Consider the following 11,456-nt stretch of genomic DNA (forward strand, 5'->3'; position numbering starts at 1 on the left):
GACAGCAGCGGGGAAGAGCGTGAGCGGGAGGAGCATCCCGGCCAGGACCGGCCCGGCCGGGCCCATCACGGCCCACACCCCACGGGTGTCCATGAGCCAGAACCCCACCACCGAGTACAGGTAGCGCAGCGCGAATCCCACCACGACGGCCAGCACGAACGAGACCGTCGTGGCCAGCCAGCGCAGGGGGTCCACCGGCAGGGCCAGCGTGAACAGGAGCGCGCCGACCGCGAAGGTGGGCGCGCTGCGGAAGGCGAAGTCGAAGGTGACCCGGCCCATGTCCTGGGCCAGGTTCCAGCCGAGGAGCGGGACGGGGCGGAGCAGGTCGACGCCGACCGCGCCGCTGCGGATGCGTTCGCTGAGGTCGAGTGCGGGCCCCATGATGGCGAGCGGGGCCAGCAGCGCCTGCGCGACGAACACCTGGGTGACGGCGTCGGTGGCGTCGTAGCCGTTGATCTCCGGGCGGGCCTCGAAGAGCGCGAGCAGCACCATGGCGTTGATCGCGCCGAAGACCGAGTTGGTGAACACCCCGGCGACGGTGGCCGCGCGATAGGTGGAGTAGCGGCGCAGCCCACGGGCGTACACCGCGCAGTGGACACGCACGGGCGTGGCTCCCTGGCAGCTAGTGAACGTGCAGAAACGTCCGCTCTCCACCACGGGCCCTCGAAGGGCGGGGGAGACACGGGTTCGGCACGTCCCTGGGCCGGGAGGCCAGGTCCGGGTCGCCGCGAAGGAGTGACGTTAGCACGGCGCCCCGCGGGCCGCCACGGGTTCGTGGAACTCAGCCGCGCCCGGCGAAGGGCATCTCCCGGGCCATCACGGTGACGGCGGGCACGTTCACGTCGAGGGGCAGGGAGACGATGTGCGCGATGGTGTCGGCCACGTGGGTGACGTCGATGGTGGGCTCCGGACGCACCGAACCGTCGGGCTGGCGGGCGTTGGCACCGAAGCCCGTGGTCATCGTGGTGGCGGCGTTGCCGACGTCGATCTGTGTGCAGGCGATCCCGTGGCCCCGCAGGTCCAGGTTGAGCGAGGCGGTGAGGCCGTTGATCGCGTGCTTGCTGACGGTGTAGGCCACGCTCGACGGCCGAGGGACGTGCGCGGAGATCGAGCCGTTGTTGATGATCCGACCGCCGCCGGGGGTCTGGCCCTTCATCATCCGCGCTGCCTCGCGGGCGCAGTTCATCGAGCCGGTGACGTTGGTGTCCAGGACCTCGCGCCAGGCGTCGTCCTCGATCTCGTCCACCGACGCGGCCGGGCCGAACACCCCGGCGTTGTTGAAGAGCACGTCCACGCGCCCGAAGCGCTCGCGGACGGTTCCGAAGAGCGCCGCGACCGATTCCGAGGAGGTCACGTCCGCCTCGACCACCACCGCTCCGGGGTTCTCGCCCGCCGTCTCCTCCAGGGTCTCCCGGTGCCGCCCGGCCAACACCACGGAGTGGCCGTCGCCGAGCAGTCTCCGGGCCGTCTCGCGGCCGATCCCGGCGCCAGCCCCGGTGATCACGATGACCTTGTGGTCGTTGACAGCGGCTCCCATGGTGGCTCCCTCGTTGGTTCGGTCCGGCCCGCTCGGGGCCGCCAGCTGGAGACTACCGACCCGACTTCGAACAGTTGTCCACAGGCTGTGGACAACCGGATGTCGGCTTCACCCTTCCCCCGGGCGTCGACAAGATCCGGGTTCCACCGTGCGGGTCGGCCACGCTCTTCGCGGCCGATTTCGCCGCCGATTTCCCCGCCGGTTCCCGGCACGGCTCCCGGCGCGGCTCCCGGCACGGCTCCCGGACCGGGCTCCCAAGTGCGCGCTGGAACCCGGTCCCGGAGGCCGGGCCGGAGCTCCGGGGGGAGTCCGGATCAGATCCCGTCCGCCGCCTCGAAGAACCAGGCGATGGAGACGGCCCCCGGGTCGAGGACCTCCTGGGCCCGTTCCCCCAGGTAGCTGGCGCGCCCCCGGTGGGCGACCATCCCGCTGGTGGAGTCCGCCCCGGCCCGCGCGGCCTCGGCGGCCTCACCGAGGGCCTCACGCCAGGAGGTGGCCCGCGTGGCGGCGAGGGCCTCCGTGGCGGGGACCATCGCGTCGACCATGGTCTTGTGCCCCACCTCCGCTCTCCCCAGGCGCCGGACGGCTCCGGTGGCGGTCTCGAAGGCACCGGCCAGGTCCGGAACGGTCCAGGGAGCGGAGGGCCCGGAGCCCAGGCGCCCGAACCAGAGGCCGAAGAGCGGGCCGCTGGTGCCGCCGGAGGCCAGGAAGGTGTCGGAGACGGACTGGAAGACCCCGGCCGGATCGCCCCCGTGCAGGTTGGCGCGGGCCCGCTTCAGGGCGGAGCCGATGTTCCAGCCGAAGTCGCCGTCCCCGGCCCGCCTGTCGAGCTCGGTCAGCTCGTCGGAGTCGGAGTCGATCCGGTCGGCGAAGGCCAGCAGCCAGGCCCTGGCGTCCGCACCGGTGAGTTCGTTCTCGGGCATGGTCGTTCCTCTCACCAGGCCAGCGCGGGGGTCCGCACCGGTGCGTCCCAGAGCTTCGCGAGGTCGTCGGTCAGCGCGGTGAGCGTGATCGACAGCCCCTTCATGTCCAGTGATGTGACGTACGGCCCCACGAGCGACCGCGCGATGGTCACGCCCAGCCCGTCGAGCACCCTGCGGGTCTCACGGGCCGCCACCCCCAGTTCCAGGCCGTGGGTGGCGCCGAGCCCGTTGACGATCGCCAGGACCCGGTCGCCCCGCCCGATCCCCACCGACTCGACGAGGGGCCCGACCAGGCTCTCCACCAGTGCGGCGGCCTCGGGGGCGGTGCGGGTCTCGATGCCGCGTTCGCCGTGGATGCCCACGCCGAACTCCATCCGGCCGGGCTCCAGCTCGAAGGAGCGCTTCCCGGTCATCGGATTGGTGCAGGCCTCAAAGGCCACGCTGAGCGTCGCCGAACGCGCCACCACGTCCTGGCCGAGCGCCTTCACCTCGGTGACGGGCGCCCCGGCCTCGGCCGCCGCACCGCAGATCTTCTCCACCGCCACCACGGCCGCCGTACCCCGGCGTCCGGGGCCGCCGTCGTCCTCCCTCTGGGTGGCGAGGTCGTCGTCGACCAGCACCTGCTCGACCCGGTGGGTCTCGGCCAGGAGTTCGGCGGCGATCGAGAAGTTGAGGACGTCGCCGGTGTAGTTCTTGACGACCATCACGGTGCCCTCGCCGGCGTCCACGGCCCGGATGGCGGCGCGCACCTGGAGCGCGGTGGGGCTGGCGAACACGTCGCCGGGCACGGCGGCGTCGAGCATCCCCGTCCCCACGAATCCGGTGTGCAGGGGTTCGTGCCCCGAGCCCCCTCCGGACAGCAGGGCGACCTTGCCCCTGGCGGGCGTGCGCCGGGTGACGAAGAGGGGGTCGGTGTGGACGTCGACCAGCCCGCCGTGGGCCTCGACCAGCCCCTCCAACGCCTGTTCGACCAGGGTCTCGCGTTCGTTCATGAAGAACCGGCTCATGCCGCCTCCTGGTTCTGGGATCCCTCGGCCGGGCACCGCGCACCCCGAGGCGCGCCGCGTCCCACCTCCTGCCTACCCAGTTCTGGCCGATCGGCTGGCCGGTCGGCCGATGTCCCGCACCGACCGGCTGGCGGAGACTGCCACCAGGCTCCCAGACGTGGCAGCAACAGAGTGGGCGGGACACCGAACAGAGGGGACGAATCGACATGTCGGCAACAACGGGGGGCGGGCTCCCCCCGAGGGCCTCGCGCAGGCTGGCCCCGGACCTGGCGCGCGGCGCCATGCTCCTGCTCATCGCCATGGCCTACGCGGGGGTGTACGTCGGGGCCGGGTTCGGCACGGACGTCGTGGGCTACCCGCTCCAGGACCGGGCGGCCTCGCTGCTCACCACCCTGTTCCTGGACAACCGGGCCTTCCCGATGTTCGCGATCCTCTTCGGCTACGGGATGGCCTGGATGGTCTCCCGGCAGTTGGACAGGGGCACCCCGGAGCGGGAGGTCCGGCGTCTGCTGCGGCGGCGCGGCGGATTCCTGCTGCTGTTCGGCTTCGTCCACGCGTTCCTCGTCTTCCCCGGCGAGATCCTCACCTCGTACGGGCTGGCTGCGCTGACCACCGGGTGGCTGCTGCTGCGCTCCAACCGGGCCATCGTGCGCGCCGCCGTGGTGTTCGCCGTGTTCTACGTGGTCACGGTGCCGGTCGGGATGGTCGGCATGGTCATAGCGGACGGTTCGGCCGCCGACGACTACGCGCTCGTCCCGGGCTACCTCACCGCCGGGGACTGGTTCGAGCGGCTGGTCTTCCTGCCGTTCGGGCCGGTGTTCATCGCCTTCGCCTTCCCCCTGCTGATCCTGGTGGTCCTGGGCTACCGGGCCGGTCGGGCCGGTCTGCTGGACGACCCCGAAGCGCACCGGGGCTTCCTCACCCGGGTGGCGGTCGTGTGCACCTCGGTCTCGGTGCTGGGCGCGCTGCCCGTCGCGCTGACCGTGCAGGGCGTGCTCTCCCCGGGGACGCTCACCGAGGGGTTGTCCATGGGCCTCCAGGTGCTCAGCGGGGTGCTCGGCGGCGCCGGGTACGCGGCGCTCTTCGCTCTGTGGGGCATCCGACTGGAACGCCGGAAGGGCCCGCTGGCCGGGGCGGTCGCCGCGATGGGCCAGCGCTCGCTGACCTTCTACATCCTGAACTCGGTGCTGGTCGCGGTGATGCTCCACCCGGACCTGGTCGGTCTGGGTAGCCAGGCGGGTCCCTTCGGTGCGCTGCTGGTGGCGGCTCTGGCGTGGTCGGTCAGCTTGGCGCTGGCGGCCTGGCTGGAGGTCCGGAACCGGCCGGGCCCGCTCGACCAGCTGATGCGCCGCTGCGTGTACGGAGGGCGGAGAGCCCGCGAAGCCGCGCGCGACGAGCTGGCCGGAAGAGACGGCTGAGATTCGGACGGGGGTGGGGGCCGCACCGGGTCCTCCCCAGTGACCCGGGGCCCGCACCACCCCCGTCGCTCAGCCTGATCCCGCACGCGTGCGCGGCGGGTTCAGGCGAGTTCGCGGCCGGAGGGCTGCCCGGAGACCGAGACCCGCAGCACCGTGGGCAGCCGTTCAAGGCCCAGGGAGAGACGCAGTCTGGCGAGGGCCTCCTCGCGGCACCGTCGCCAGACAGCGACCGGGTCGGCGTCCTCGGATAGGACGAGGTCCAGGTGCAGGCAGGGTTCGTTGGGGGACTCGGTCAACTGGGCCCGCCCCCGGCGCACCCCCGCGTAGCCGCGGATCTCCCTGGCCAGGGCGGAGCAGGCGGCGCGGGCCGCGACGTCGGTGCGTCCCCGGTCCCCCTCGTCGAGGCGGAGCGAGGACACCCGCGCGGAACGCCCCTGAACGAGCAGCCACCGGAGGGACAACACCGTCACCGCCACGGCCAGCGCGGCGGCCGCGTACGGAACCCACGGCGCGGACAGATGAGGGGAGAGCCATCCGACCACCGATCCGAGCGTCTCCCCGGCCACACCCGACGGAAGGGGGTCGAAGGGCCCGTACACGAGCAGGGGGACGGCGGCCCCCACCGCCGTCAGCACCACGCCGACCAGGGCCAGGCCCTGCCGGTTCCCCCGGGCGGTCCGGCGTGCCGAACGGTGCGGGTAGCGCCTCACCGGAGGCCTCCTTCCACCCTCCGAAGCCTGGCGCGCACGCGCACCGGCCCGGTGGGTTCGAGTTCGAGCAGGCGGTCGCGGACCCGGTCCTCCACCCGTGCCCGAAGCCCGGGGTCGACCGGTGCGGGGACGCGTGCGGTGATCCGGACGGTACGGCGCCGGACCCGGGCGTGCGCGCCGGTGACCCCGGCCACCTCCCGGGCGGTGGTCTCGGCCAGGTGGCGCAGCCCCCTCCGGGACAGGCCGACGACCAGGTCCTGGTCGTCGGTGCGCAGCACCATGTGGCTGCCCTGCCCCGGAACGAGCGCGGTGAGCAGCAGGAAGAGTCCGACGACGGCGGTGACCGCGGAGGCGGCGAGCATCTCCGGGCCGTCCCAGTGGACGCCGACGGCCGACTCGGCGACCCGTTCCAGCGGGAGGATCCGCAGCGGACTGCCGATCAGCGTGGCGATCACCTCGGCCGCGGCCACCCCGGCGACCAGTGCCGTGACGGAACTGACCAGGACGGCGGCGGTGGACCGCCGGGGCCGGAAGGTGCGGACCGCGACACGGCGGGCGGCGCGTGCCTCGGGCCCGGTGGCGGCCGGACGGACACCCGCCGGGCCGACCGCCTCCGGGGCGCTCACCGGGGCGCTCACCATCGCGCGTCCCCGCCCGAGCGCTCACGGAAGAAGAGGGGTGACAGGTCCGTCTCCCCCGCGTAGGCGCGCCCGGCCAGGAACCCGACCGCTCCGAGGAGCAGGACGAGGAGGAAGGCTCCGAACCCGCCGAAGTAGGCCACCAGGCCGAGGAAGGACCCGTAGGCCAGTCCGACGATCGACCACATCGTTCGTGCTCCTTAGGTGCTGTGACTGCGAAGGGGGGGAGCGGCGTCAGCGGACGCGCGGCTCGGACGGGGACTCCTGGGCGGTCTCGTCGTCCGGCAGGTGGATGTCGTCGACGGTCACGTTGACCTCGGTGACCTCCAGGCCGGTCATGCGCTCCACGCCCGCGGTGACGTTGCGGCGCACCACCCCGGCGAGGTCGGGGATGGAGATTCCGTACTCGACGACCAGGTTGATGTCGACGGCCGCCTGGGTCTGGCCGACCTCGACGGACACGCCGCGGGCAGCGGCGTTGGTGGAGGTGGAGCCGGGGATCCGCTCGCGGACGGCGTCGAAGGCGCGGGCCGCTCCCCCGCCCATCTGGTGGACGCCGCGCACCTCGCGGGCGGCCATCCCGGCGATCTTGGCGACGACGTGGTCGGCGATGTCGGTGCGACCGTTGTCGCCGGAGCGCTCGGGGCTCCGGTCGGTGCGGCCGGACGACGTGGTGTCCAGGGCGGCCGGGGTGGGGGCCTCGTGGATGTCGGCGCGGGCGGTGTTGTGGTCCTTGGCTGCCATGGGGTGCTCCTGCGGTTCGGTCTGGACGGGGTCGGTGCGGCCCTCTCCCGTCGTTTCTGTGCGGGCCGTCATGTGGAGGACACGGGTGGGGGACGTGGGCTCACGCCAAAATCATTGTGACCTGAAGCACACTGGCCACGGCCGCGTTCTTGCGTAATGTGGTCAACTTCTGACGACAGGTAGTCGACCGGTTTCGGGAGCTGGACTCCGCAGATGCACACGGACACCGCACTACCGGACAGCGTGCTCGTGGAACGGGCACAGGACGGCGACGACCGTGCCTTCGAGATCCTGGTGCGCCGCCACCAGGACGCCGTCTACCGCATCGCTCTGCGCACCCTCGGCGACGCCGCCGAGGCCAGGGACGCCGCACAGGAGGCCCTCATCACGGCCTGGCGCAAGCTGCCCGACCTCCGGGACCCGAAGGCGTTCCCCGCCTGGCTGCACCGGATGGTGGGCCGCCTCGCGCTGAACGCCCTGCGCGCCCGCCGCCCCGAGGACCCCGCCGAGGAGGACCACGAGGGGCTGAGGGAACGCACCGCCGGCCCCGCCGACAGCGCCCTGGCCACCGACCTCCACGAGGCCCTGCGCAAGGCGCTGTCCGGGCTGCCACCCCCACAGCGGATCTGCTGGGTCCTCCGAGAAATGGAAGGATTGGGATATGAGGAGATAGCGGAGATCGTCGACACGACCCCGACCGCCGTACGCGGGCGCATCCACCGCGCGCGTACCCATCTCGTGGAGGCGCTCGAACCATGGCGGTAGACCCGTCCGACGACCACGAACAGCTGCCCTGCGGCACCTCCGCCGACACGCTCCTGGAGCACCTCAGGGCGGGGACCGTCACCGCGCACGAGCGGACCTGTCCGCACTGCCGGGCGGCCGCCGACGAGTTCCGGCCCCTGCTCTCGGCCCTCGGCGCGGCGCTGGACGACGACCGGGAGGTCACCGCGCCGCCCGGCCTGCTCGACGACGTCATGAGCGCGGTCCGCGCCGAGGGGCGTTCACGCGGCACGCTCCGACTGCCCGACACCGGCTCGGGCGGGACCCCCGGGGACACGCGCGTCCGTCACTCGGCGGTCTCCGCGATGCTGCGCGCCCGGGTGGACCCGGCCGGGGGGCTGGTCCTGGGCCGCTGCCGGATCGAGGACACTCTGGAGGGGCTGGTCGTCACCGCCACCGCCCGGGTCCTGACCGGAACCGTCATCCCCGACGCCACGGCGAGGGCCCGCCGGGACATGAGCACCTTCGTCGAGGACCGGTTGGGCCTGCGGGTCGCGCGGATCGACATCGACGTGACCGACGTGATCGACCTCCCCTGAACGGGTCGACCCAGCCCACCTCGGCGTCCCCATGAGGGACGGCGTCCGGCACGGGGGCTTGTAGGGTCGGGACCGGCGTCGCCACCTCCCCGCAGCGGACCGCACCCGGTCCGGGCGGGGGCCGTCCCCGGAGCGAAGGGCACCACCCATGACATCGGCACTCCCCGGCGCCTGGAAGCTGTTGGAGGCGGGAGACGCCCCTGCGGCCGTGCGCTCGCTGAGGAACGCGTCGGACGACCTGCCGCTGGGGGACCTGGCCGAGTTCACCTCGGCGGTCGCCGACGGCCTGGGGCTCGACGACCTCTCGACCGTCTCCGGGGCACTGCGGGCGGATCCCGGCAGCGCCCAGGCCTGTTACGACTTCGGCTTCGAGTGCCTGGAGGTCGGCGCCCCGCACCTGGCGGTCCCGGCCCTGCGCGCGGCACGTCGGCTCGCCCCCGCCGCCGCCCCCGCCCTGTGGGAACTGGTCTCGGCCCTGGAGGACCAGGAGCGGCACGGCGACGCGGTGCGCGAGCTGCGCGCCTGGGAGGACGGCCTCCCGGACTGGCCGGGCGGCTACCTGCTCGCCTACAACGCCCTGTGCTCCGGGGACGTGGAGGCCGCACAGGAGGTCCTCGCCCGCCTGTCCACGCCCGAGGACGACGGCTGGGACCTGGCACACGACCGGATCACCCGCATGGTGGAACGCGCCGGTGCCGCGCGGGCGGCGGGCCCGCTGGACGACCGTGACCTGCGCGGATGGCAGTTCGCTCTGACCGGGGCGATCCTGGGGCAGATCTCCCCGCACGGGTTGGACGAGGGCATGAACGGCCGGTACGCCCACCTCGGCGACTCCTACGACGCGTGCCGGACCGGGATCCGCGACCTGGTCACGGTGCTGGAGGCCGCGGGGAGCCGACCGGACGCGGTCATGCCGCTGCCGGACCGCTCCAGCCGTGTCCTCGGGCTGGCCGCCGCCCGGTTGTTGGACCTGCCCGTGGTCCCGGTGGACCCGGAGCGCTCGGACGCCCTGGTGGTCGCCTACGACCTCACCGACTCGGATCCGGACCTGCTGCGCGCGCTCGTGCCCCGCGCGCCCGGACAGGTCCTGTTCGAGCACGCCTCCTGCTGGACCTCACCGCCCGGCGCCACCGCCGACGTCGTCTCCCTCCTGCACCAGAGCGTCATGCCGCCGTGGGGCGACCACCTCCGGGTGGTGGACGGCGAAGTGGAGCAGGTCCCCGCCGACGAGTCACCCGAGGAGGAGCTGGCCGCGCGGGTCGCCGCCGCCGGGACCGAGGACCGGGACACCGCGCTGCCGACCTTCGCCGCGGCCGTCGCGGACCACTGGGCGAGGGGGCCGCGTCTGCCGGTGTCGACCTCCGGACCGGTGCGCAGCTCGCGCTTCGAGTGACCCGCCGCACGGACCTCCGCCGCCCCGAATCCGGGACGGCGGCGGAGTTGTGGGTAAATGGAACCTATGGTTTCCCCCCGATCACACTTCGCAAGGAACACAGTCCGCACCACGACCCTCACCCTCGGGGCGGCCTGCGCCCTGGCGGTGGGCGCGGCGCTGCTCGCCACCCCCGCGCACGCCGTCCCGACCACCCCCACCGTCTCGGCGACCTCCGCCGTTGAGGTGACGACCGACCTTCGCAAGGGTGACTCCGGCGCCCAGGTGAACGCCCTCCAGGAAAGACTGTCCGCACTCGGTTACTGGATCGACGGCGTGGACGGCGAGTTCGGCCCGCACACCGAGCACGCCGTGATCGCGCTCCAGAAGGCCGCCGGGATCGACCGCGACGGTCTCGTCGGCCCCGCCACCCGCGCCGCCCTGGAGGAGGGCACGGTGCCGTCCGCCACGAGCGCGGGCACGGCCGTGGAGATCGACCTCGAACGCCAGTTGTTGCTGGTCGTCGTCAGCGGCGAGGTCGAGAAGGTCATCCACACGTCCACCGGCTCCGGCCAGCCCTACGAGGGCTCCGACGGCTCCGAGCGGATCGCCACCACACCCACGGGTGAGTACGCGGTCTTCCGTGACGTCGACTCCTGGGACCCGGGGCCCTACGGCGCGCTGTACCGGCCCAAGTACTTCAACGGCGGCATCGCCGTGCACGGGTACCCCAGCGTTCCGGCCCAGCCCGCCTCCAAGGGTTGCGCCCGCGTGAGCCTGGCCGCCATGGACTGGCTGTGGGAGCAGGGCCACATGGACGTGTACGACACCGTGGTCGTGCGCTGACCGAAACCCAGCCCCCTCCTGCCCCTGGGCCGTGTCGGTCCGCCCATCGCGGGTAGGAGGGGGCTCGTGCCCTTCCACATCGCCACCGCCCCCGGGCGCCCCGACCGCCCGAACGAGGACTTCGCCGCCGCGACCGCCACGGTCGCGGTGCTGCTCGACGGGGTGGGCGCCCCCACCGACTCGGACGACGGCTGCTCACACGGGGTCTCCTGGCACACCCGTCGCCTCGGGTCGCTGCTGCTGGCCGCGCTCGACGAGGGCGCCGCCCCGCGTGAGGCGCTGGCGGAGGCGATCACCACCGTGTCGTCCCTGCACGAGGGGACCTGCGACCTCGGCCTCCAGGAGACGCCCTCGGCCACGGTGGTGGCGGTCCGGGTCGAGGCGGACCACCTGGAGTACCTGGTGCTGTCGGACTCCGTGCTGCTCACGGAGGCCGACGGCGGGGTCCGGTTGATCGCTGACACGCGGCTCGACGACCTGAGGCCCCGTGTGGGTCCCGGGCAGGCCGTCCGCGCCTGTCGCAACGTCCCCGGCGGCTTCTGGACGGCGGGGGCGGCCGCCCGCGCCGCCGAGGAGGCCGTGGTCGGGACGGTCCCCCTGAGCCCCTTCCTGGCGATGACCGACGGAGCGAGCCGTGCCGTGGAGGTGTTCGGTGACCTGTCCTGGGAGGGCGTGTTCGAGCTGGTCCGGCACCGGGGGCCCGCCGCGCTCGTGGACCGGGTCCGGGAGCTGGAGGCGGCCGACCCCTCCAGCCGACGGTTCCCGAGAGGCAAGGTCCGGGACGACGCCACCGCCCTCTGGTGGACTCCCTGACCCCTCGCCAGGTTACGGACACCCGAAAGACAGAGTTCCGGTCGCCGAATCTGTCAAAAATGAAAGATCATTTTCCAGTGGTGCCCGAGTGAACTGGGAAAAGAATGTTCCCGGCATTGCTGACGT

14 protein-coding genes are annotated in these 11,456 nt (G+C 73.1%); 6 read left to right on the forward strand and 8 right to left on the reverse strand.

Going from position 1 to position 11,456, the window contains the following annotated elements:
* The 4 genes from D452_RS0122695 to D452_RS0122710 all read right to left on the reverse strand — a co-directional run.
* On the reverse strand, nt 1-603 hold a 603-nt coding region (locus D452_RS0122695; protein ID WP_017546434.1), incomplete at its 3' end, for an ABC transporter permease.
* 178 nt (nt 604-781) lie between these two features.
* A complete protein-coding gene (locus D452_RS0122700; protein ID WP_017546435.1) occupies nt 782-1,537 on the reverse strand; it encodes an SDR family oxidoreductase in 756 nt (251 codons plus the stop codon).
* Between the two features lie 314 nt (nt 1,538-1,851).
* Nucleotides 1,852-2,460, reverse strand: a complete 609-nt coding sequence (locus D452_RS0122705; RefSeq protein ID WP_017546436.1) for a DAK2 domain-containing protein — start codon at nt 2,458-2,460, stop codon at nt 1,852-1,854.
* A gap of 11 nt (nt 2,461-2,471) precedes the next feature.
* The gene (locus tag D452_RS0122710) at nt 2,472-3,467 is read right to left on the reverse strand and encodes a dihydroxyacetone kinase subunit DhaK (RefSeq protein WP_017546437.1); all 996 of its coding nucleotides are present in this window, start codon (nt 3,465-3,467) and stop codon (nt 2,472-2,474) included.
* Between the two features lie 206 nt (nt 3,468-3,673).
* On the opposite strand from D452_RS0122710, the gene D452_RS0122715 reads away from it, so the two are divergent.
* On the forward strand, nt 3,674-4,885 hold the full coding sequence (locus D452_RS0122715) for a DUF418 domain-containing protein (RefSeq protein WP_026129593.1): 1,212 nt from the start codon (nt 3,674-3,676) through the stop codon (nt 4,883-4,885).
* A 101-nt stretch (nt 4,886-4,986) separates the two neighbouring features.
* Here the strand turns inward: D452_RS0122715 and D452_RS0122720 are convergent, their stop codons facing one another.
* The 4 genes from D452_RS0122720 to D452_RS0122735 are packed head-to-tail and all read right to left on the reverse strand — an operon-like array spanning nt 4,987 to nt 6,977.
* Nucleotides 4,987-5,595, reverse strand: a complete 609-nt coding sequence (locus tag D452_RS0122720) for a hypothetical protein (protein WP_017546439.1) — start codon at nt 5,593-5,595, stop codon at nt 4,987-4,989.
* Nucleotides 5,592-6,236 carry a DUF6286 domain-containing protein gene (locus D452_RS0122725; protein ID WP_017546440.1) on the reverse strand — a complete coding sequence of 215 codons (645 nt, stop codon included), beginning with the start codon at nt 6,234-6,236 and terminating at the stop codon, nt 5,592-5,594. The genes D452_RS0122720 and D452_RS0122725 overlap by 4 nt, the downstream gene beginning before the upstream one ends.
* Nucleotides 6,230-6,421, reverse strand: coding sequence for a hypothetical protein (locus D452_RS0122730; RefSeq protein WP_017546441.1), 192 nt, complete (start codon nt 6,419-6,421; stop codon nt 6,230-6,232). The genes D452_RS0122725 and D452_RS0122730 overlap by 7 nt, the downstream gene beginning before the upstream one ends.
* 46 nt (nt 6,422-6,467) lie before the next feature.
* On the reverse strand, nt 6,468-6,977 hold the full coding sequence (locus D452_RS0122735; RefSeq protein ID WP_017546442.1) for an Asp23/Gls24 family envelope stress response protein: 510 nt from the start codon (nt 6,975-6,977) through the stop codon (nt 6,468-6,470).
* 213 nt (nt 6,978-7,190) lie between these two features.
* Here D452_RS0122735 and D452_RS0122740 point away from each other — a divergent pair, with 213 nt between their 5' ends.
* The 5 genes from D452_RS0122740 to D452_RS0122760 all read left to right on the forward strand — a co-directional run bounded on the left by D452_RS0122740 (nt 7,191) and on the right by D452_RS0122760 (nt 11,330).
* The gene (locus tag D452_RS0122740) at nt 7,191-7,742 is read left to right on the forward strand and encodes an RNA polymerase sigma factor (protein ID WP_017546443.1); all 552 of its coding nucleotides are present in this window, start codon (nt 7,191-7,193) and stop codon (nt 7,740-7,742) included.
* Nucleotides 7,733-8,299, forward strand: a complete 567-nt coding sequence (locus D452_RS0122745; protein WP_017546444.1) for an anti-sigma factor — start codon at nt 7,733-7,735, stop codon at nt 8,297-8,299. Before D452_RS0122740 ends, D452_RS0122745 begins: the two co-directional genes overlap by 10 nt.
* A gap of 148 nt (nt 8,300-8,447) precedes the next feature.
* Nucleotides 8,448-9,692, forward strand: a complete 1,245-nt coding sequence (locus tag D452_RS0122750) for a hypothetical protein (protein WP_026129594.1) — start codon at nt 8,448-8,450, stop codon at nt 9,690-9,692.
* Nucleotides 9,693-9,758: 66 nt separating this feature from the next.
* The gene (locus D452_RS0122755) at nt 9,759-10,517 is read left to right on the forward strand and encodes a L,D-transpeptidase family protein (protein WP_017546446.1); all 759 of its coding nucleotides are present in this window, start codon (nt 9,759-9,761) and stop codon (nt 10,515-10,517) included.
* 66 nt (nt 10,518-10,583) lie between these two features.
* A complete protein-coding gene (locus tag D452_RS0122760) occupies nt 10,584-11,330 on the forward strand; it encodes a protein phosphatase 2C domain-containing protein (protein WP_017546447.1) in 747 nt (248 codons plus the stop codon).
* The last annotated feature ends 126 nt before the right edge of the window (nt 11,331-11,456 follow it).

The sequence above is a fragment of the Nocardiopsis prasina DSM 43845 genome (assembly GCF_000341265.1).
Lineage (GTDB): Bacteria > Actinomycetota > Actinomycetes > Streptosporangiales > Streptosporangiaceae > Nocardiopsis > Nocardiopsis prasina.

Bases quoted from the DNA above. Each gene is read 5' to 3' on its own strand.
- D452_RS0122745 (WP_017546444.1), top strand. From the start codon at position 7,733: ATGGCGGTAGACCCGTCCGACGACCACGAACAGCTGCCCTGCGGCACC.
- D452_RS0122715 (WP_026129593.1), top strand. From the start codon at position 3,674: ATGTCGGCAACAACGGGGGGCGGGCTCCCCCCGAGGGCCTCGCGCAGG.
- D452_RS0122755 (WP_017546446.1), top strand. From the start codon at position 9,759: ATGGTTTCCCCCCGATCACACTTCGCAAGGAACACAGTCCGCACCACG.
- D452_RS0122725 (WP_017546440.1), bottom strand. From the start codon at position 6,236: ATGGTGAGCGCCCCGGTGAGCGCCCCGGAGGCGGTCGGCCCGGCGGGT.
- D452_RS0122735 (WP_017546442.1), bottom strand. From the start codon at position 6,977: ATGGCAGCCAAGGACCACAACACCGCCCGCGCCGACATCCACGAGGCC.
- D452_RS0122730 (WP_017546441.1), bottom strand. From the start codon at position 6,421: ATGTGGTCGATCGTCGGACTGGCCTACGGGTCCTTCCTCGGCCTGGTG.
- D452_RS0122750 (WP_026129594.1), top strand. From the start codon at position 8,448: ATGACATCGGCACTCCCCGGCGCCTGGAAGCTGTTGGAGGCGGGAGAC.
- D452_RS0122700 (WP_017546435.1), bottom strand. From the start codon at position 1,537: ATGGGAGCCGCTGTCAACGACCACAAGGTCATCGTGATCACCGGGGCT.
- D452_RS0122740 (WP_017546443.1), top strand. From the start codon at position 7,191: ATGCACACGGACACCGCACTACCGGACAGCGTGCTCGTGGAACGGGCA.
- D452_RS0122710 (WP_017546437.1), bottom strand. From the start codon at position 3,467: ATGAGCCGGTTCTTCATGAACGAACGCGAGACCCTGGTCGAACAGGCG.
- D452_RS0122705 (WP_017546436.1), bottom strand. From the start codon at position 2,460: ATGCCCGAGAACGAACTCACCGGTGCGGACGCCAGGGCCTGGCTGCTG.